At 64.2% G+C, this 20,717-nt stretch carries 15 protein-coding genes, 1 tRNA gene, 1 rRNA gene and 1 riboswitch (1 of these 18 cut by a window edge); of the genes, 9 read left to right on the top strand and 8 right to left on the bottom strand.

Annotated elements, in window-relative coordinates:
• Together BJA_RS07175 and BJA_RS07170 are read right to left on the bottom strand one after the other, a co-directional pair.
• Positions 1-59 (bottom strand) — tRNA-Ile (locus BJA_RS07175) (it extends 18 nt beyond the left edge of the window).
• 226 nt (positions 60-285) lie between these two features.
• Positions 286-1,774, bottom strand: a 16S ribosomal RNA gene (locus BJA_RS07170).
• A gap of 1,012 nt (positions 1,775-2,786) precedes the next feature.
• Here BJA_RS07170 and BJA_RS07165 point away from each other — a divergent pair.
• The 3 genes from BJA_RS07165 to BJA_RS07155 all read left to right on the top strand — a co-directional run bounded on the left by BJA_RS07165 (position 2,787) and on the right by BJA_RS07155 (position 6,983).
• The gene (locus BJA_RS07165) at positions 2,787-4,841 is read left to right on the top strand and encodes a M23 family metallopeptidase (RefSeq protein ID WP_038965357.1); all 2,055 of its coding nucleotides are present in this window, start codon (positions 2,787-2,789) and stop codon (positions 4,839-4,841) included.
• Positions 4,842-4,995: 154 nt separating this feature from the next.
• A complete protein-coding gene (locus BJA_RS07160; RefSeq protein WP_038965356.1) occupies positions 4,996-6,627 on the top strand; it encodes an SMP-30/gluconolactonase/LRE family protein in 1,632 nt (543 codons plus the stop codon).
• Between the two features lie 89 nt (positions 6,628-6,716).
• A complete protein-coding gene (locus tag BJA_RS07155; RefSeq protein ID WP_011084222.1) occupies positions 6,717-6,983 on the top strand; it encodes a hypothetical protein in 267 nt (88 codons plus the stop codon).
• 75 nt (positions 6,984-7,058) lie between these two features.
• Here the strand turns inward: BJA_RS07155 and clpB are convergent, their stop codons facing one another.
• Positions 7,059-9,698 carry an ATP-dependent chaperone ClpB gene (gene clpB, locus BJA_RS07150; protein WP_011084221.1) on the bottom strand — a complete coding sequence of 880 codons (2,640 nt, stop codon included), beginning with the start codon at positions 9,696-9,698 and terminating at the stop codon, positions 7,059-7,061.
• 239 nt (positions 9,699-9,937) lie between these two features.
• Between clpB and BJA_RS07145 the strand changes: the two genes are divergently transcribed.
• Positions 9,938-10,726, top strand: a complete 789-nt coding sequence (locus tag BJA_RS07145; RefSeq protein ID WP_011084220.1) for an MOSC domain-containing protein — start codon at positions 9,938-9,940, stop codon at positions 10,724-10,726.
• A 107-nt stretch (positions 10,727-10,833) separates the two neighbouring features.
• On the opposite strand, the gene BJA_RS07140 is transcribed toward BJA_RS07145, so the two are convergent.
• A complete protein-coding gene (locus tag BJA_RS07140; RefSeq protein ID WP_011084219.1) occupies positions 10,834-11,619 on the bottom strand; it encodes a TIGR02594 family protein in 786 nt (261 codons plus the stop codon).
• A gap of 215 nt (positions 11,620-11,834) precedes the next feature.
• On the opposite strand from BJA_RS07140, the gene BJA_RS07135 reads away from it, so the two are divergent.
• The gene (locus BJA_RS07135) at positions 11,835-12,698 is read left to right on the top strand and encodes an alpha/beta fold hydrolase (RefSeq protein ID WP_011084218.1); all 864 of its coding nucleotides are present in this window, start codon (positions 11,835-11,837) and stop codon (positions 12,696-12,698) included.
• Positions 12,699-12,754: 56 nt separating this feature from the next.
• Here the strand turns inward: BJA_RS07135 and metW are convergent, their stop codons facing one another.
• Together metW and metX are read right to left on the bottom strand one after the other, a co-directional pair.
• Positions 12,755-13,417: a methionine biosynthesis protein MetW gene (metW, locus tag BJA_RS07130; protein ID WP_028173533.1), complete on the bottom strand. Its 663-nt coding sequence runs from the start codon at positions 13,415-13,417 to the stop codon at positions 12,755-12,757.
• Between the two features lies 1 nt (position 13,418).
• Positions 13,419-14,621, bottom strand: coding sequence for a homoserine O-acetyltransferase MetX (gene metX / locus BJA_RS07125; RefSeq protein WP_011084216.1), 1,203 nt, complete (start codon positions 14,619-14,621; stop codon positions 13,419-13,421).
• A 91-nt stretch (positions 14,622-14,712) separates the two neighbouring features.
• Positions 14,713-14,792: riboswitch (SAM riboswitch) on the bottom strand.
• Between the two features lie 203 nt (positions 14,793-14,995).
• Here metX and BJA_RS07120 point away from each other — a divergent pair.
• From BJA_RS07120 to BJA_RS07110, 3 genes are read left to right on the top strand one after another with little or no spacing between them, the layout of a single operon-like run.
• Positions 14,996-15,844 carry a chorismate mutase gene (locus tag BJA_RS07120; protein ID WP_011084215.1) on the top strand — a complete coding sequence of 283 codons (849 nt, stop codon included), beginning with the start codon at positions 14,996-14,998 and terminating at the stop codon, positions 15,842-15,844.
• A 32-nt stretch (positions 15,845-15,876) separates the two neighbouring features.
• On the top strand, positions 15,877-16,974 hold the full coding sequence (gene hisC / locus BJA_RS07115; protein ID WP_011084214.1) for a histidinol-phosphate transaminase: 1,098 nt from the start codon (positions 15,877-15,879) through the stop codon (positions 16,972-16,974).
• Positions 16,971-17,906, top strand: coding sequence for a prephenate/arogenate dehydrogenase family protein (locus BJA_RS07110; protein WP_011084213.1), 936 nt, complete (start codon positions 16,971-16,973; stop codon positions 17,904-17,906). The genes hisC and BJA_RS07110 overlap by 4 nt, the downstream gene beginning before the upstream one ends.
• A gap of 118 nt (positions 17,907-18,024) precedes the next feature.
• Here BJA_RS07110 and BJA_RS07105 read toward each other — a convergent pair whose 3' ends face one another.
• Positions 18,025-19,209, bottom strand: coding sequence for a DUF2125 domain-containing protein (locus BJA_RS07105; protein ID WP_011084212.1), 1,185 nt, complete (start codon positions 19,207-19,209; stop codon positions 18,025-18,027).
• Between the two features lie 110 nt (positions 19,210-19,319).
• Here BJA_RS07105 and BJA_RS07100 point away from each other — a divergent pair, with 110 nt between their 5' ends.
• Positions 19,320-19,931, top strand: a complete 612-nt coding sequence (locus BJA_RS07100) for a gamma-glutamylcyclotransferase (protein WP_028173537.1) — start codon at positions 19,320-19,322, stop codon at positions 19,929-19,931.
• Here BJA_RS07100 and BJA_RS07095 read toward each other — a convergent pair.
• Positions 19,928-20,701 carry a lysophospholipid acyltransferase family protein gene (locus tag BJA_RS07095; protein ID WP_011084210.1) on the bottom strand — a complete coding sequence of 258 codons (774 nt, stop codon included), beginning with the start codon at positions 20,699-20,701 and terminating at the stop codon, positions 19,928-19,930. The two genes, BJA_RS07100 and BJA_RS07095, sit on opposite strands and share 4 nt — an antisense overlap.
• Positions 20,702-20,717: the final 16 nt, after the last annotated feature.

Here is a 20,717-nt window from a genome sequence, read left to right as displayed (position 1 = left end):
TTGAACTTCCGACCTCACGCTTATCAAGCGCGCGCTCTAACCAACTGAGCTACAAGCCCCTAACGCTATCCTATCAAGGACTAGGGTCTTGGCGTGCAGCAACCGGCGACTAGCGCCAAATGCAATCGCACAACGCAGCCCCGGCGCGTGTTCGTCCGCGAAGAAAGAGAAACGAAGACGGCGAAATCCCGCCAATGCAGCTCAACAATCCTGACGACTGTTGGCCACTGATGTTTCTAAAACGATCCGATAGTGAGCCGAAGCTCGCTGAAGGATCATCCTTAGAAAGGAGGTGATCCAGCCGCAGGTTCCCCTACGGCTACCTTGTTACGACTTCACCCCAGTCGCTGACCCTACCGTGGCCGGCTGCCTCCATTGCTGGTTAGCGCACCGTCTTCAGGTAAAGCCAACTCCCATGGTGTGACGGGCGGTGTGTACAAGGCCCGGGAACGTATTCACCGTGGCGTGCTGATCCACGATTACTAGCGATTCCAACTTCATGGGCTCGAGTTGCAGAGCCCAATCCGAACTGAGACGGCTTTTTGAGATTTGCGAAGGGTCGCCCCTTAGCATCCCATTGTCACCGCCATTGTAGCACGTGTGTAGCCCAGCCCGTAAGGGCCATGAGGACTTGACGTCATCCCCACCTTCCTCGCGGCTTATCACCGGCAGTCTCCTTAGAGTGCTCAACTAAATGGTAGCAACTAAGGACGGGGGTTGCGCTCGTTGCGGGACTTAACCCAACATCTCACGACACGAGCTGACGACAGCCATGCAGCACCTGTGTTCCAGGCTCCGAAGAGAAGGTCACATCTCTGCGACCGGTCCTGGACATGTCAAGGGCTGGTAAGGTTCTGCGCGTTGCGTCGAATTAAACCACATGCTCCACCGCTTGTGCGGGCCCCCGTCAATTCCTTTGAGTTTTAATCTTGCGACCGTACTCCCCAGGCGGAATGCTTAAAGCGTTAGCTGCGCCACTAGTGAGTAAACCCACTAACGGCTGGCATTCATCGTTTACGGCGTGGACTACCAGGGTATCTAATCCTGTTTGCTCCCCACGCTTTCGTGCCTCAGCGTCAGTATCGGGCCAGTGAGCCGCCTTCGCCACTGGTGTTCTTGCGAATATCTACGAATTTCACCTCTACACTCGCAGTTCCACTCACCTCTCCCGAACTCAAGATCTTCAGTATCAAAGGCAGTTCTGGAGTTGAGCTCCAGGATTTCACCCCTGACTTAAAGACCCGCCTACGCACCCTTTACGCCCAGTGATTCCGAGCAACGCTAGCCCCCTTCGTATTACCGCGGCTGCTGGCACGAAGTTAGCCGGGGCTTATTCTTGCGGTACCGTCATTATCTTCCCGCACAAAAGAGCTTTACAACCCTAGGGCCTTCATCACTCACGCGGCATGGCTGGATCAGGGTTGCCCCCATTGTCCAATATTCCCCACTGCTGCCTCCCGTAGGAGTTTGGGCCGTGTCTCAGTCCCAATGTGGCTGATCATCCTCTCAGACCAGCTACTGATCGTCGCCTTGGTAGGCCGTTACCCTACCAACTAGCTAATCAGACGCGGGCCGATCTTTCGGCGATAAATCTTTCCCCGTAAGGGCTTATCCGGTATTAGCACAAGTTTCCCTGTGTTGTTCCGAACCAAAAGGTACGTTCCCACGCGTTACTCACCCGTCTGCCGCTGACGTATTGCTACGCCCGCTCGACTTGCATGTGTTAAGCCTGCCGCCAGCGTTCGCTCTGAGCCAGGATCAAACTCTCAAGTTGGACTTGAACTTTGAACCGGCTGATCACAACGTTTGACGAGGTCCCACCATTTTTCATCGACCGAAATCGACGAGCTGCCTGCGATTCACATCGCTGGCAACGATGGTGTTTCCTTTAAAACGTGTACCGCCGAAGTCTTTCGTCCGGTCTCGATCAGAAAAGCCGAAGCTTTTCAGAGCCGAGACCCGCAAGGACTCCGCCGTCCACGTTTCTCTTTCTTCATCTTCACTTGTCAAACAGCCCGGGACCGGAGAGGCCCCAACCTTCCTGAGAGGAAGGGTTCCGACACCCTTACCGACGATGGATGAACTCCAACCGACTGGTGTCGGCTGTTGTGTCACTCAACAAGGTGAGGAGCATCAGTGGCGCGTTCGCTCGCCTTGGTCAGTGACCCGGCGGCGCCGCGCTCAGTGGTTGGGGTTATAGGCCCCACCTTCCGGGCTGTCAACGCCAATCGTCAACAAATCGTCGCACAGTGGATTGTTGAAAAAAATCCAGTGATTCCCGTCGATTAGAGAGGGCATGAGCGCGCCGACCGCGGCCGCGCCGCAAAAAATCTCAAAAAAAGTTTGCGCCCCAGGGAGCTCCGGAAGGGCTTCGGAGGGGCTCCGGAAGCGGCTTCGGGCGCCCTCCCCGGACGGGCTCGGCCGGTCGCCCCTTCAGGAAACTTTTTCCATATTAGGCGCCGTACTAGAGCCACAATCCCGCGGCGTTCTGATAAGAGACAAGCTTGAATCGCGGGGATGCCAGTGGGGGCTGCCGGCGGTTTGCGTGGGGTCAGAGGAAGGCGATCATACGATGAAGCGGCCTTCTTCAGACATTCGAGAGACATCGAGAGATCTTTTTCCGCTTAGCTGTTCGTAATTTCGGCCGGCCCGTCATCAGGGCCTTCTGACCGCGAGCGCCTGTGCGGCTTGCCGTTTCCTGCGATGCCCCTCCAAGAGGGCGACCAGGGAGGGGCTCGAAACCGGGCTGGTATGGGCCTCTTGGGTCGTTGATTGGGGGACTTGGGTTGAACCACAGGACGTCACGCGGCGCTTACGGGCGTGAGACCGGGATCATCGATCTCGGCCACGAGCCGCCGCTTTCCGTCGATGGTTCCGAAGCCGCCGTCATCGACCGCCGTCGTGTTTCGGTCCAATGGTTCAGCGGGACAATTCTGACCGGACTTTGCGGCGCAGCCCTGATCGGCGGCGCCGTTTTCGCTTCGCTCGACGGCGAGATGACCTTCGCCAAGGTGCCGGAGCGGGTCGAAGGCGCGCTGCGTGGCGCGTTTGGCGCAGCTGATCGCGCCGCCACGCTGCACAAGAGCGACCGCCTGCCGCCACCGAACGAATCCACCGCATCGCGCAACATCGTGCGCGTCTCCACGGTGGCCCGCGTCGGCAATCGCGACGTGATGCGGGTGCGTCCCTTCGTCCGGATCGCCGGCAATCTGTCGATGACGACGAGCGACCTGTCGGCAAAAATTCCGCCGTTCAACGCCCAGCGCCTTCTCACCGACGTCGGCTCCGATCCGAAGACCGCCGCCGACGATCCCAACAACCCCGAAGCGGTCGAACCCGACGCCGAGGTCTCCTTCGTCACCAAGGACCTGTCGCCGGTGCTGCCGAAGGCCAAGATTTCCGCGGTGGTGGCGCTCGACGACATCCTGATGCGGGTCCGCGATGCCGCCAACTGGCGCGGCAATGGCGGGGTGCGCTACGCCTCGCTCGCCAATGCCACCGCCGACGTTTCCGGCGCGTCCGACATGAAGATGGCCTACGCCACCGAAGTGTCGCCGTCGGATCCCTATGCCGGCTTCGAGACGCGCGTGGTGCCGGAAAACGTCACGCTGCTGCCGAAGACCAAGGAGCAGATCACCGGCGGCAATCCCAACGGCGAGCGCGTCCATCTGGTCAAGAAGGGCGACAGCGTCGCCTCCGTCCTGCGCGATCTCGGCGCCACGGCGGACGAGATCAAGGCGATCGCCGCGACGCTCGGCCCGCGCGGCCGCGACGGCGGCCTGAAGGAAGGCGAGAAGCTCCGCATCCTGATGGCGCCCGCAAGCCCCGGCGCCCGGCTCCAGCCCTATCGCGTCGTGGTTGCAAACGACACCATGGTCGAGGCGATCGCGGCGCTGTCCGACCTCGGCAAATACGTCGCGGTCGACGTCTCCAGCATGAACACCGTCGCTGATGCCACGGCCAACGCCAACAGCGACGACGATGACGACGATGACGGCACCGGCGTGCGGCTCTACCAAAGCATCTACGAGACCGCGATGCGCAACAAAGTGCCGATGCCGGTCATCGACGACATGATCAAGATCTACTCCTACGACGTCGATTTCCAGCGCAAGGTGCAGCCTGGCGATTCCTTCGACGTGTTCTACGCCGGCGAAGACGAGGGCGTGACGTCGAACGAAAAGAACGACGTTCTGTTCGCTTCCCTCACGGTCGGCGGCGAGACCAAGAAATACTACCGCTACCAGAGTCCCGACGACGGCGTCGTCGACTACTACGACGAGAGCGGCAAGAGCGCGAAGAAGTTCCTGGTCAGGAAGCCCGTCAACAACGCCATCATGCGCTCCGGCTTCGGCGGCCGCCGCCATCCGATCCTCGGCTATGTGAAGATGCACACCGGCGTCGACTGGGCCACCGCCTACGGCACGCCGATCTTCGCCTCCGGCAACGGCGTGATCGAGAAGGCCGGCACTGAGGGCGGATACGGCAAATACATCCGCATCAAGCACAACAACGGGTACGAGACGGCCTATGGCCACATGTCGGCCTTCGCCAAGGGCATGGAAGCCGGCAAGAAGGTCCGCCAGGGCCAGGTCATCGGCTTCGTCGGCTCGACCGGCGCGTCGACCGGCCCGCACGTGCACTACGAAATCCTCGTGAACGGCCGCTTCGTCGATCCGCTGCGCGTGAAACTGCCGCGCGGCCGATCGCTGGAAGGCCCGATGCTGGCCGGCTTCGAGAAGGAGCGCGACCGGCTCGACGGCATGATGAGCGGCCGGGGCGGCGCCATCGCCCGTATCTCGGATGCGACCGGCGGACCGTTGCAGGTCACCAACCGGTAGGCCGGCAACCGGCCGACATCGACCGGACATCTTCACCAACACGGTTGAATGGGACGCTTTCGAAGCGGCGCCGCTTTACGGCGACACAACGTCAAGTTTCGTTTGCCAAAGCCGGATGACGGGCGAATACTTTCCAAAAATGGGAGGTCACGCCATGAAGAACAGGCTTGCCTGCACAGCCGTCATTGCTGCGATTTTCTGCACCACGAGCGCGTCAGCCCAGAAATTACCGGAGATTTGGGAGGTCACGAAACTCGTCCCCGGCTCGGCGTTCCATGGCGTGCATGGGCTCGGGATCGACAAGGCCGGCCATCTGTTTGCCGGCAGCGTCGCCGGCGCCATGCTCTACGAGGTGGATATCGCTAGCGGTACCGCCAAGGTTGCAATCCCGGCTCCGATCGGAATGGCCGACGACATCGCATTCGCGCCCGACGGCACCATGGCCTGGACCGGCTTCCTGGCCGGCGATCTCTATTCGCGCAAGGGCGACGGCCCGATCAAGAAGCTCGCCTCCGGCCTTCCCGGCATCAATTCGCTGGCCTTCCGCAAGGACGGCAGGCTCTACGCCACGACGGTCTTCCTCGGCGACACGCTCTACGAGATCGACGTCGAAGGCGTCAAACCGCCGCGTCAGATCATGGAGAAGATGGGCGGCCTCAACGGCTTCGAGTTCGGTCCCGACGACAAGCTCTACGGCCCGCTCTGGTTCAAGGGACAGGTCGCCAAGGTCGACGTCGACAAGGCCGAGCTGACGGTGGTTGCCGACGGCTTCAAGGTCCCGGCCGCGGTGAATTTCGATTCCAAGGGCAATCTGTGGGTGGTCGACACCGCGCTCGGCCAGCTCGTTCGGGTCGATCCCAAGTCGGGCGCCAAGACCATGGTCGCGCAGCTGAAGCCGTCGCTGGACAACCTCGCGATCGACGAGAAGGACCGCATCTACGTCTCCAACATGGCCGACAACGGCATCCAGGAAGTCGATCCGGCCAGCGGCCAGGCCAAGCAAATCATCATCGGCAAGCTCGCGTTGCCCGGCGGCATCGGCGTCACCTCGGAGAATGGCAAGGATACGATCCACGTCGCCGACGTGTTCGCCTATCGCACCGTGGACGGTACGACCGGCGAGGTCACCGAGAAGGCGCGCATGCATGCCGCCGGCGTCACGCTCGAATATCCGATGAGCGCGACGGCAAAGGGCAACGACGTGATCCTGTCGAGCTGGTTCACCGGCACGGTGCAGGTGATCGACAACAAGACCGGCGCGACGCGCGACATGCTGCATGACTTCAAGGCGCCGCATGATGCGATCGTGCTCGAGGACGGCAGCATCCTGGTGGCCGAGCTCGGCACCAAATCGCTGGTCCGCGTCAGCGGCGAGCACGGCAAGGACCGCACCACGCTGATCGGCGACCTCGAGGGTCCGGTGGGGCTCGTCGCCGGATCGCGTGGCGAGGTCTATGTCACCGAAGCCTTCGCGGGTGTCGTGTCCAAGATCGAGCAAAACGGCGAGAAGACCGTGCTCGTAAAGGAGTTGAAGATGCCCGAGGGCCTCGCACGTACCAGCGACGGCAAGCTGATCGTGGCGGAAGTCGGCGCCAGGCGGCTGATCGAGATCACGCCGGAGGACGGCAAGATCACCGAGATCGCGGCCGATCTCCCGATCGGCCTTGCGGGCGCACCCGGCGGCCTGCCGACCCACATCCCGACCGGCGTCGCCATCGGCGCCACCGGCGTCATCTATTTTTCCTCCGACATCGAGAATGCGATCTACAAGGCGGTGAAGAAGTAGCGTCTGCCAGCGGAATCCGGCTGCGGGGGAACCGGCGCGCGGGTTCCCGGTTAGAGGCTAACGGGACCGACCAGCAGGAGGATCGCCCCATGACGCGCCTCTCACGCGACGATGTCGTCAAGGCCGTGGATCGGGCCGACGAGGTCACCATTGCCCAGATTATCGGGACCGGCGCGACCGTCGAGGAGCTCGCCGAAGCCCAGGCCTGGCTCGCCAATGACGAGCCGTTGATCAACGATTTGCGACCGCTGGCGCAGGGACGGGTGCGCGAGCTGGTCGATATCCTGTCCGAGCTTGAAGAAGAAGACGACGAGGCTGGACCGGCCGAGCCCGGCTCCGCGTCCGCCGTCGGCTAGGATCAGCCCAAAACAATTCGCCCCGGAGAAGTGAACCTCTCCGGGGCGATCTGTCGTTTCAGGCAGCGATGACGCTCAGTTCAGCTTCCGCTTCGACGCCGGCGCCTCGAACTGGGCGATCTCCGCGGTTTGCGGGGCCTTGCCGTTGAAGGTCAGCACGTTGCCTTCGGACGAGATCGCGACGTTGTCGCCGTCCTTGACGTCGCCGGCCAGGATCATCTCGGCGAGCGGGTCCTGGAGGTAGCGCTGGATCACCCGCTTGAGCGGCCGTGCGCCGTAGGCGGGATCCCAGCCCTTGGCGGCGAGCCAGTCGCGGGCCGCGCCGTCGAGCGTCAGCACGATCTTGCGATCGGTCAGCAGCTTCTGCAGCCGGGCGAACTGGATCTCGACGATCCGGCCCATCTCGCTCCTCTGCAAGCGATGGAACAGGATGATCTCGTCGACACGGTTGAGGAATTCGGGGCGGAAATGTCCCCGCACCATTCCCATCACCTGCTCGCGCACGGCCGACGTGTCTTCGCCCTCGGGTTGATTCACCAAGAACTCCGAACCGAGGTTCGAGGTCATGATGATCAGCGTGTTGCGGAAATCGACGGTGCGGCCCTGGCCATCGGTCAGGCGGCCGTCGTCGAGCACCTGCAACAGGACGTTGAAGACGTCAGGATGCGCCTTCTCGATCTCGTCGAACAGCACGACCTGGTAGGGCCGGCGCCGCACCGCTTCGGTGAGCGCGCCGCCCTCGTCATAGCCGACATAGCCCGGAGGCGCGCCGATCAGCCGCGAGACCGAATGCTTCTCCATGTACTCGGACATGTCGAGGCGGACCATCGCGGTCTCGTCGTTGAACAGGTACTCCGCCAGGGCCTTGGTCAGCTCGGTCTTGCCGACGCCGGTGGGGCCCAAGAACATGAACGAGCCCATCGGCCGGTTCGGGTCCTGGAGGCCGGCGCGGGAGCGGCGCACGGCGGTTGCGACCGCATGGACGGCTTCGGCCTGGCCGACGACGCGCTTGCCGAGGGAGTCCTCCATCTTCAGAAGCTTGTCCTTCTCGCCCTCCAGCATCTTGTCGACGGGCACGCCGGTCCAGCGCGAGACCACCTGCGCGATGTGATTGGCGGTGACCGCCTCCTCCATCATCTCGCCGGAGTTCTCCTTGGCCTCGATGTCCGCGAGCTGCCGTTCGAGCTCGGGGATCCGGCCATAGGCCAGCTCGCCGGCCTTCTGGAATTCGCCGCGGCGCTGGGCATTGGCGAGCTCGACACGCAAGCCGTCGAGCTCGGCCTTGAGCTTCTGCGCATCGGAGAGCTTGTTCTTCTCCGCGCTCCAGCGCGCCGTCAACGACGCGGATTTTTCCTCGAGCTCGACGAGTTCCTTTTCAAGCGTCTGCAGGCGGCTCTTCGAACCGGCGTCGCTCTCCTTCTTCAATGCTTCCTGTTCGATCTTCAGCCGGATGATTTCCCGATCCATCGAATCGAGCTCCTCCGGCTTCGAATCGACCTGCATCTTCAGGCGCGCGGCGGCCTCGTCCATGAGGTCGATCGCCTTGTCCGGCAGGAAGCGGTCGGTGATGTAGCGGTTGGACAATGTCGCGGAGGCAACAAGCGCGGAATCGGTGATCCGCACGCCATGGTGCTGCTCGTACTTGTCCTTCAGTCCGCGCAGGATCGAGATGGTGTCCTCGACCGAGGGCTCGCTGACGAAGATCGGCTGGAAGCGCCGCGCCAGCGCCGCGTCCTTCTCGACATGCTTCTGATACTCGTCGAGCGTGGTCGCGCCGATGCAGTGCAGCTCGCCGCGGGCGAGCGCCGGCTTCAGCAGGTTCGATGCGTCCATCGCGCCGTCGCCCTTGCCGGCCCCGATCAGCGTGTGCATCTCGTCGATGAACAGGATAAAGGTGCCCTCGCTCCCGGTCACCTCCTGGAGCACGGCCTTCAGCCGTTCCTCGAACTCGCCGCGGTATTTCGCGCCGGCGATCAGTGCGCCCAAGTCGAGCGAGAGCAGCTTCTTGTCCTTCAGGCTCTCCGGCACGTCACCGTTGACGATGCGCAGCGCGAGGCCCTCGGCGATGGCGGTCTTGCCGACGCCGGGCTCACCGATCAGGACGGGATTGTTCTTGGTCCGGCGCGAGAGCACCTGGATGGTGCGGCGGATCTCCTCGTCGCGGCCGATGACCGGGTCGAGCTTGCCGTCGCGCGCGGCCTGGGTCAGGTCGCGGGCATATTTCTTCAGCGCGTCATAGGCGTTCTCGGCGGTCGCCGAGTCGGCCGTGCGGCCCTTGCGCAGGGCCTCGATCGCCGCGTTGAGGTTTTGCGGGGTGACACCACCCTTGCTGAGGATCGTGCCGGCCTCGCTGGTCTTCTCCAGCGTGAGGCCGAGCAGCAGCCGCTCGACGGTGACAAAACTGTCGCCGGCCTTCTCGCCGGCCTTTTCGGCGGCATCGAAGGTGCGTGCGAGCTCGGGCGCCAGATAGATCTGCCCGGCGCCGCCGCCGGAGACCTTCGGCACCTTGTTCAGGGCGTCCTCGGTCGCCTTCAAAATTGCGCGGGAGTTGCCGCCGGCACGGTCGATCAGACCGGCAGCGAGCCCCTCATTGTCGTCCAGCAGCACTTTCAGAACGTGCAGGGTCGAAAACTGCTGGTGCCCCTCGCGCACCGCAAGCGACTGCGCGGACTGGATGAAGCCCCTGGAGCGTTCGGTATACTTCTCGATGTTCATCTTTTCTTTCCCTCGGCCTGCCCATGGAGCCCTCTAAGGCACTCCAAACGGCATCTTCATTGGGTTTCCGATTACCGCATTGACGTTTCTCAACCGGTAACGGTCGTTATTTACCGACGCTGCCGCCGGCCTGAGGCAGATGTGGGAAGCGGGCTGCGGGAGCGAAAGAGGCGTCTTCACAATTTCGTGCGCGCATCGGCCCGCTTGGCGCGGCGTGGCCGAATCCCCTAAGTAGCGCCATGACAGCCAGCCAGACCGCCGAGATTACCGGCCTCTACCGCTATCCCATCAAGGGCCTCACCCCGGAACCCCTGCCCCGCGTTGCCTTGCGGGTCGGCCAGACCCTGCCCGCCGACCGCCGCTACGCCATCGAGAACGGCCCGAGCGGGTTCGATCCCGAGGCGCCGGCCTGGAAGCCGAAAATCCAGTTTCTGATGCTGGCGCGCAATGAGCGGCTGGCTTCGCTCGACAGCCGGTTCGAGGACGCGACCAACCGCCTGACCATCCGCAAGGACGGCCAGATCGTCGCCAGCGGCGATCTGGAGACCGCCGCCGGGCGCGCCGCCATCGAGCGCTATTTCACCGAGAACTTCCAGCCGGAGTTGAAGGGCCCACCGAAAGTCCTGTCGGGCCGCGACCACAGCTTTTCCGACGTCGCCCGCAAGGTCGTCTCCATCATCAATCTGGACAGCGTCCGCGCGATCGAGACCATGCTCGGCGGCACCGCCGTGCATCCCCTGCGCTTCCGCGCCAATCTCTACGTGAAGGGCTGGCCGGCCTGGTCCGAGCTCGACCTCGTCGGCCAGACGCTCGCGATCGGTCAGGCCCGGCTGAAGGTGGTCAAGCGCATCGTCCGCTGCCCGGCCACCAATGTCGATCCGGAGACCGCAATGCGCGACCTCGAAATCCCGCCGACGCTCTCGCGGTATCTCGGACATATGGACTGCGGCATCTATGCCGAGGTGATCACCGATGGCGAGATCGGCGTGGGGGATGCGGTCGCGGTGGAAGAGCCGAAGCTGGTGTGAGCTTCGTAGGGTGGGCAAAGCGAAGCGTGCCCACCAACTTTATCTCTGCGGAGCGAGATGGTGGGCACGGCGCTAACGCGCCTTTGCCCACCCTACGCTCCCTCACCTCAGTTCGGCATCACATACGCATAGATGCGGCCGCGCGAGACCGGCGCCTCGCGGACGCGGTTGCCGTTGTTGCCGGAGATCATGATCGGATTTCCCTGCGCGTCGACGCCGGTGATGATGCCAACGTGGCCGCCCCGGCCGCCGCGCGACATCACCGCGATGGCACCGACCTGCGGGCCGGAGACACGCGTGCCGTAACGCGCGAACGAATTCGCCATGTCCGAGCCGGTGCCCCGGTGGCCGGTCTTCTCAAGCACCATGTTCATGAAGCGCGCGCACCACAGGCTGCCACGCCCGGTCGGGTTGCCGCCGAGATAGCGGCGCGCCTCGGACACGAGGCCCGATCCGCCGCCGAAGCCGCTGCTCATACCCATGTTGCCGGCGCTGCCATTGTCGCTGGCGCTGCTGTTGTTGACAGCGTGGCTCATGTTACGGGCGCGGCTCACTTTGCCGGCGCGGCTCACGTTTCCACCGATGGCCATGTCACCACCGCTCAGATAGCGCGTGTCACCCATGCCGCCGCTATTGGCGTTCGGATCGTAGCTGGCCTGCGTGTCCATGAATCCGCCGGCCTGCAACTGCGCCGCGCTGCGCTCGAAGCGCGAGCTGCGGGCCTGGTGCCGGTAATGATGATATCTGCTGGCGTGATGCGCGTAAGCGTGCCGCTCTGCGCTATGACGATGCGGCCGTGCCGAGGCCGGAGACGAGAACGCGGCGACCGCCGCGAAGAACAGCGCCAGCGCGACAACACAACGCGACAGGCGAGACGCAAACAACTCGAACATTAGTCATCCTTCGTTGACACCCCCACTTCCCAGCCGGCCCGTGCGCGGCCGACATCCCTCGGGCCGTTAAGCCGCCCCATGTGGCGAGAAAAAGACACCGTGCCGGTGAATAGCTGAGTTGATTTTGTGTCGGTGCCGGCCTGACGCTGCCGCATTGCGGACAACAGCATTAACTGCGATCCTCCACCTGCGGCTAGAAGAGAGGGAAACGGTTAATGCCCCACGCCACGACCAGGGACGACGTCCGCATCTATTTCGAGGAAGCTGGCCAGGGAACGCCGATTATTTTCCTGCACGAGTTCGCGGCCGACTACACCAATTGGGAGCCGCAGATCCGCTACTTCTCGCGCGGCCACCGCTGCATCACCTATTCGGCGCGCGGCTACACGCCGTCGGACGTGCCTGAGGGCGAGGTCTACACCTACACGCATTTCTACACCGACGCGCTCGCGGTGCTCGATCATCTCGGGATCGATCGCGCGCATCTCGTCGGGCTCTCGATGGGCGCTTATTCGTCGCTTCAAATCGGACTGAACGCGCCGCAGCGGGCGCTGTCGATGACGCTCGCCGGCGTCGGCTCCGGCTCGGAGATCGAACATCTCGACGCCTGGCGCAGGCAATGCCGCGCCAATGCCGAGCAGTTCGAGACGCTCGGCTCCACGGAGGTGGCAAAAGTCACACGCGAGGCACCGAGCCGGATTCCCTTCCTGGTCAAGGACCCACGCGGCCACGCCGATTTCTACGCCGCGCTGGCGCGGCACGATGCCAGGGGATCGGCGCGCACGATGCGCGGCTTCCAGGGCGGCCGTCCCTCGATCTACACCATGACGGACGCGATCAGGGGCGTCGCGACGCCGGCGCTGATCATCTGTGGCGACGAGGATGACCCTTGCGTCGGGCCGAGCCTGTTCCTGAAGAAGCATCTTCCGGCCGCGGGCCTCGCGATGTTTCCGAAGTCGGGGCACGTGCTCAACCTCGAGGAGCCCGCGCTGTTCAACGAGACCGTGGAGCGGTTCGTCACGCTGGTGGAAGCAGGTCGCTGGCCGGCGCGCGATCCGAGGTCGGTGGCGGCGCAATAGTTTACCCTGTCATTCCGGGGCGCTCGAAGAGCGAACCCGGAATGACGCCTACGGCGTCACTTCCCCTGCCCGCGCGTGAGCAGAAACACGCCCTGCTCGCCGAACATATTCCACACCCACCAGGGCAGGTTCAGCGGCACCGGGCGGCCATAGAGATCGAGCGCCACCGAGCGTTCCATCTTGACGTTGATCTCGTCGCAGAGCTCGACGAAATCCTTGATGGTGCAGAAGTGGATGTTGGCGGTGTCGTACCAGGTCGCCGGCAGGTTCTCGGTGCGCGGCATGTGGCCGCCGATCAGGAGTTGGAGCCGCATCTTCCAGAAGCCGAAGTTCGGGAACGAGACGATGGCGCGGCGGCCGATGCGCAGGAGATTTTCCAACACCACACGCGGCTGCCGCGTCGCCTGGAGCGTCTGCGACAGGATCACGTAGTCGAAGGCATCATCGGGATAGTTCACGAGGTCGGTATCGGCGTCGCCCTGCACCACCGCGAGGCCCTTGGCGACGCAGCGGTTGACGCCCTCGCGCGACAATTCGATGCCGCGACCGTCGATGCCGCGGGTCTCCAGAAGCTGGAGCAGATCACCGTCACCGCAGCCGACATCGAGCACCTTGGAGCCCGGCTTGACCATCTCGGCGACGAGCAGATGGTCGGCGCGAAAATGACCGGACTGTTCCGCGCTAAGGCCGCCCAGCGGCAGCACTTCCTGCACTGACATCCTAGCCACCCCTGCCGTTGAGTCCGCGCGCCTTGCCGGCCGATTCCAGGAAGGCGCGGGCGATGTCGAAGAATTCGGGCACGTCGAGCAGGAAGGCGTCATGGCCGCGATCGGTCTCGATCTCGGCGAACGACACCCGCGCGCTCGACGCATTCAGCGCATGCACCAACGCGCGCGATTCCGAGGTCGGAAACAGCCAGTCGCTGGTGAAAGAGACCACGCAGAAGCGCGTCTTGATGCCCGCGAACGCCTTCGCCAGCACGCCGCCATGGTCGCCGGCGATGTCGAAATAGTCCATCGCGCGCGTTAGATAGAGATAGGAGTTGGCGTCGAAGCGCTCGACAAAGGACGAGCCTTGGTAGCGCAGATAGGACTCGACCTGGAAGTCGGCGTCGAACGAGAAGGTCGGCAGGTCGCGGTCCTGCATGCGCCGGCCGAACTTGCGATGCAGCGCCGCGTCGGAGAGATAGGTGATGTGCGCCGCCATCCGTGCGACCGCAAGGCCGCGATGCGGATGGATGCCGCGATCGGCGTAGCCGCCATTGTGCCAGTCGGGATCGGCCATCACAGCCTGGCGACCGAGCTCGTGAAAGGCGATGTTCTGCGCCGAGTGCCGCGTCGAGCAGGCAATTGCCAGCGCGGAATACACGCGCTCGGGGTAGGCCGCCGTCCATTGCAGCACCTGCATGCCGCCCATCGAGCCGCCGACCACCGCGAACAGCGTGTCGATGCCGAGCCGGTCGATCAGCATCGCCTGCGCGCGAACCATGTCGGGGATGGTGATGACCGGGAAATCCAGGCCCCACACTTTGCCGGTCGCGGGATTGATCGAGGCCGGCCCGGTCGAGCCCATGCAGCCACCGATCACATTGGCGCAGATGATGAAGTATTGGCTCGGATCGAGCGGACGGCCCGCACCGACGAGGGTTTCCCACCAGCCGGGCTTGCCGGTGACGGGGTGCACATTGGCGACATGCTGGTCGCCGGTCAGCGCATGGCAGATCAGGATCGCGTTGGAGCGGTCCGCGTTGAGCTCGCCATAGGTCTGGTAGGCGATCTGGAACGGGGTGAGATCTATGCCGCAGTCGAGCGGCAACGGCTGATCAGCGCCGAAATGCGCGACGAGCGAGCTCGGATGATCCACCTCATGCGACCGCTCATCGGCACTGATCGCGGGACTGGATATCGACGTGACGCCAACCATCTGACCATCGACCTCGTTTGCGATCGGACTTCAGACCGCTACTTGCATCAGGCCATAAAAAACCCGGCCTGAACGATAGGTTCGGCCGGGATCGGAAGCGTCCCCGGCCTGTTTAGCGAGTTTTTTAACGTGGCTGCAAGCCGGCCGGCTCAAATGACCACGGAACAGGCAAAACTTAACGGCTTGGACGGTTTTCGTCAAGATACGGTCCTGATTGACCAAATTCGTCCCCGTCGCGTCAGCCGAAAAGGCCCGATTTCCCTTTGCATTTCTCTTTGCTTTCGCCGCTCCGACTGCCTAATCAAGACATCGACCGCGGCGGGTCCGACCTGATGGACCCGCATTGGAACGCCTCTCAACAGCACTTGCCAGATATGTCCCAACGTCCGCCCGCGCCACCATCGTTGCAGGAATTGCGCAAGGAGATCGACGCGATCGACGAGGGCATGCATCGCCTCCTGATGCAGCGCGGCGACATCATCGACCGCCTGATCCAGGTGAAGCAGACCCAGGAGGTGGGCTCGGCGTTCCGGCCTGCGCGCGAGGCCGACATGATGCGGCGGATCGTGGAGCGCCATCGCGGCATCCTGCCGCTCGACACGGTCGAGAGCATCTGGCGCGTCATCATCGCGACGTTCACTTACGTGCAGGCGCCGTTCGCGGTGCATGCCGACATCTCGGTGAGCGAGCCCGCGATGCGCGATTCCGTGCGATTCCATTTCGGCTTCACCGTGCCTTACGTCGCGCATTTCAGCGCGCAGGCCGCGGTCGAGGCGGTCGCGAAATCCAAGGGCGATCTGGCGCTGGTCTCGGCGACTTCCAGCCGCACCCCGTGGTGGCTGGAGCTGGAAGCAGAAGGCGCACCGAAGATCATCGCGCGGCTGCCCTTCGTCGAGCGTGCCGACCATCCGGCCGCGCTGCCCGTGTTCGCGATCTCACGCGTCGCCGACAGTGCCCTGGTGACGGAGGTGGAGACTTTCAGCGTGCGCGTCTCGGGATGGAATGCCGAGATCGCGCGGGCGCTGTCGCCGCTCGCCGACATCGTGGCGGTGCCCGATACCGCCTTCGATGGCGCCGCGCTGCTGGTCTCGGTCACGAGCGCGAGCAGCATCGACAAGATCAAGGCTGCCCTGATCGAGGCGGGGGCCTCGGTGCGCTCCACGGCCCTCGTCGGCAGCCACGCGACGCGCTATACGGTGCCCCCGACCGGGTCGAAATCGTAAGTTACGAGCCGCCTGCCATTCCGGAGTTGAAGATGTCCTGCCCCGTGCCGAACCCCGGCATTCTCGATATTGCGCCCTACACGCCCGGCAAGAGCCCGGTGCCGGAGCCGGGCCGCAAGGTGTTCAAGCTCTCGGCCAACGAGACGCCGTTCGGCCCCTCACCCAAGGCGATCGAGGCCTTCAAGAAGGTGGCTGATCATCTGGAAGACTATCCGGAAGGCACCTCGCGGGTGCTGCGCGAAGCCATCGGCCGCACCTTCGGCCTCGACCCCAACCGCATCATCTGCGGCGCCGGCTCTGACGAGATCCTCAACCTGCTCGCCCACACCTATCTCGGCCAGGGCGACGAGGCGATCTCCACCACCCACGGCTTCCTGGTCTACCCGATCGCCACCATGGCGGTCGGCGCCAGGAACGTCATTGCACAGGAGAAGAACCTCACCTGCGACGTCGACGCCATCCTCAAGGCCGTGACGCCGAAGACGAAGCTGGTGTGGCTCGCCAATCCGAACAACCCGACCGGCACCTATATTCCGTTCGACGAGGTCAAGCGCCTGCGCGCCGGCCTGCCCTCGCACGTGCTGCTGGTGCTGGACGCCGCCTATTGCGACTACGTCTCGCGCAACGATTACGAGATGGGCATCGAGCTCGTCGCCACCACCGAGAACACCGTGGTGACGCACACCTTCTCCAAGATCCACGGCCTCGCCGCGCTGCGCATCGGCTGGATGTTCGGGCCCGAGCACATCATCGACGCGGTCAACCGCATCCGCGGTCCCTTCAACGTCTCGACACCGGCGATGTATGCCGCGGTCGCCGCGATCGAGGACACCGCGCATCAGGCGATGTCGAAGCAGTTCACCGAGACCTGGCGCAACTGGCTCACCGAGGAGATCGGCAAGCTCGGCCTGAAGGTGACGCCGAGCGTCGCCAATTTCGTGCTGATCCACTTCCCGACCGACAGGGGCAGGACCTCGGACGACGCCGACGCCTTCCTCACCAAGCGAGGCCTCGTGCTGCGGGCATTGAAGAATTACGGCCTGCCGCATTCCCTGCGCATGACCATCGGCACCGAGGAGGCCAACCGCCTCGTCGTGGACGGTTTGCGCGACTTCATGGCCGGCAAATGAGCGTACAGCCGCACTTCCAGCGCATCGCCCTGATCGGCTTCGGCCTGATCGGCGGCTCGATCGCGCGCGCTGCGAAGCTCCAGGGCCTGGCCGGCGAGATCGTCACCACCGCGCGCTCGGAGAAGACGCGCGCGCGGGTGCTCGAGCTCGGCATCGTCGATCAGGTCGTGGCGACCAATGCGGAAGCGGTGAAGGATGCCGATCTCGTCATCCTCTGCATTCCCGTCGGCGCCTGCGGACCGGTGGCGCAGGAGATCGCCGCGCATCTGAAGCCCGGCGCGATCGTCTCCGACGTCGGCTCTGTGAAGGGCGCGATCGTCAGGGACATGGCGCCGCATCTGCCGAAGACCGTTCATTTCGTGCCGGCGCACCCCGTGGCGGGCACCGAGCACTCGGGGCCGGATTCCGGCTTTGCCGAGCTCTTCATCAACCGCTGGTGCATCCTCACCCCGCCGGAAGGCGTCGACGCGTCGGCCACCGATCGCTTGCGCGCCTTCTGGGCTGCGATGGGTGCCAAGGTCGAGGTGATGACGCCGGATCATCATGATCTCGTGCTCGCGATCACCAGCCATCTGCCGCATCTGATCGCCTACACCATCGTCGGCACCGCCGACGAGCTGGCGCAGGTGACGGAATCGGAAGTGATCAAGTTCTCCGCCGGCGGCTTCCGCGACTTCACCCGCATCGCGGCGTCCGACCCGACGATGTGGCGCGACGTCTTCCTCGCCAACAAGGAAGCCGTGCTGGAGATGCTCGGCACCTTCACCGAGGATCTGGCAAAACTCACCCGCGCGATCCGGCGCGGCGACGGCGAAGCGCTGTTCGACCACTTCACCCGCACCCGCGCCATCCGTCGCGGCATCGTCGAGATCGGCCAGGATTCGGCGGCGCCGGACTTCGGCCGGCCGCATGCGGCGCTGAAGAAGCCGTAGCTCCTGTCATTCCGGGGCGCCCGAAGGGCGAGCCCGGAATCCATTGGGCCACAGCGCACGCGGTGAAATGGATTCCGGGTTCGATGCTACGCATCGCCCCGGAATGACGAGAGAGGTTTCAATACAGCGGCGGAATCTGGCCGACCTTGACCGGGCCGAGCAGCACGGCGCCGTCGACGAACTTCAGCGGGAAGCTGCGGGCCTTCTTGCCTTCCAGCGTGCTCTCGGTGCCGATCGAATTGATGCCGGCGGCGACGCCGGCATTGGCGTTCTGCTTGATGACCTTGCCGAGGCCGGGAACGGCGCGATCGAGCGCGCCGAACAGATTGTTGAGATCCTGCGACTTCACGCCGGGTGCGACGCGGTCGAGGGTTGCCTGCGGCACACCCTCTTCCAGCATTTTCTCGATACCCAGCGCCGGGATCACGCGCTCGAGGCCCGTCACCGTCATCTGCAATTCGCCGTCGAGTCGGCCATTGGCCGAGAGCCCGAGCGTGCCGGCCGCGACCGCGATCATCTCGCCCTGCTGGATCCGCGACTGCACGATCTCGATATGGCCGCCGGCGGCCTGGATCTCGCGGAAGCGTTGCGGCCATGGCTTTGGGGTGAGGTCGGAGAGCCCGGTGACCTTGGCGCGCGTGTCCGCCTCGAACGGCTCGGCGAGCAAGGGGTGAACACCCTGGATGCTGCCCTGCGCGACGTGGAGCACGGTCTCGATCACGGGATGATCGGACGGCGATCCGTCCGCGAGGCGCCCGTGCAGCTCGACCTGCTTGGCGCGCGCGAGCGGCACCTGCACGCTGCCGTCGAGCCGGTTGATGACGGGATCGTCGAACACGATGGAGGCGCGGTCCGGCACCGCCGGCAGGCCGACCACGCTGCTGCGGCCCCTGCTCCAGTTCACCACGAAGGTGTTTTGCGTAACGCCGTCGGTGAGGGTCGCCGGCGCCGAGAATTCGGCGATGACGCGCTTGGGATCGTAGACCTGGGCGACGACCAGGATGTTGTCGAGCCTCGCCGTGAACGGCGTCTTGCTCGCGTTCTGCGAGACCAGGGCGACGCTGGCGCCGGAGCACTGGACCTCGAAGCGGAACGGGAAGCCCGCGATCGAGCGCTTGGCGCAATCATAGATGCGGCCGGACTTGGCCTCCTGCGCGCGCCAGGCGTCTGCGGCGATTTCGGCCTGCGAAGCGGCGTAGAACCAGAAGCAGCTCCACGCGACGGCGAGGATCAGGAGGAGAATGGGAGCGATGAAAAGGCCCCAACGGGGGCGGCGGCCTGCGGCAACGGTCAGATTGGACATGCGGCGACCCTTTGGCCTCAGATTTTGTCAAATGTAAGCGAGGTTGGCTTGCTCCGAAAGGCGGAGAATTCGCTTCGCTTGGGGGCGCGGTTCTGGTAGCCGTGCCCGCCATGTCGGAAATCACCCTCCCATCCGTCACCACAGCCAACGGCGACCTCTGGGTGTTCGGCTACGGCTCGCTGATGTGGCGGCCGGGCTTCGAATTCGAGGAGCGCGTCCCGGCGCGGCTGGTCGGCGAGCATCGTGCGCTCTGCGTCTATTCCTTCGTGCATCGCGGCACGCCGGAGAAGCCGGGCCTGGTGCTCGGGCTCGATCGCGGCGGCGCCTGTCGCGGCATCGCCTTCCGCGTCGCCGAAAAGAACCGTGCCGACGTCGTTGCCTATTTGCGCGAACGCGAGCAGGTGACGTCGGTCTATCGCGAGGTGATGCGTTCGGTGTGGCTGGAGAACGATGCGCGGCAGCGCGTCTCCGCACTCGCTTATGTCGTCGACCGCGGCCATGTGCAATATGCCGGCCGGCTGTCGCTCGCCGATCAGCATCGCCACGTGCTCCAGGGGCACGGCCAGTCCGGGGCCAACCGCGACTACGTGACGGCGACGGTGAAGGCGATCGAGGCCGAAGGCTTTCGCGACACGCAACTGCATCAGCTCGCGACGATGCTGCATGGGGAGGCGCATTCCCTGCACGCGCCGGCTCCGAGCGAAGATCGCGAAAGCCGCTAGCTGCCAGTCGGCGCGTAGCTCGGCGCCGAACCGATCAGCTGCTCCTGCTCCTTGCGGCCCGCTTCGACGAGGCGGTCGGTCGCCTCTTCGATCGCCGATTGCACGCGGGAGAGATACTCGTCCTTCGGCAGGCCCGGCGGCAGCGGATCGAGAAACTCCACCACCAGCGTGCCGGGATAGCGCATGAAAGTGCGGCGCGGCCAGAACAGGCCGGAATTGAGGGCGATCGGCAGACACGGCACGCCGCAGGACGAATAGATCTGCGCAAAACCGGTCTTGTAGTCGGGGGGCGCGCCCGGCGCGCGGCGCGTGCCTTCCGGAAAGATCACGAGCTGGCGGCCGCTGCGCACCGCGTCGCGCGCCCGCCGCGTCATGTCCAGCAGCGCCTTCACGCCGGCCTTGCGGTCGATCGCGATCATCCCGGTCTTGACCAGGAACTGACCGAACACCGGGATCTGCATGAGCTGACGCTTGAGGATGAAGATCGGGCGATCGAAGAACCCCGGCAACACGAAGGTTTCCCAGAACGACTGATGCTTTGCCACGATCACCAGCGGCCCCTGCGGGATCTTCTCCTGCCCGCGGAATTCCACCTTGATGTTGCAGATCGCGCGCATCAGGACCAGCGTCGCCTTCGCCCACCATTGCGCGACCGTCAGCATGGCGCGCGGAGGCATTGCAAAGGTCGGCAGCGCCACGATCGCGAGACACACCAGCACGGCGTAGAACAGCACGTTGAACACGAGCGAGCGCAGGAAAATCAAGAACATCGACGATCCGATCAAT

Origin of the sequence: Bradyrhizobium diazoefficiens USDA 110 (assembly GCF_000011365.1) — a bacterium.
Lineage (GTDB): Bacteria > Pseudomonadota > Alphaproteobacteria > Rhizobiales > Xanthobacteraceae > Bradyrhizobium > Bradyrhizobium diazoefficiens.
This window is presented reverse-complemented; position numbering and strand designations above follow the sequence as displayed.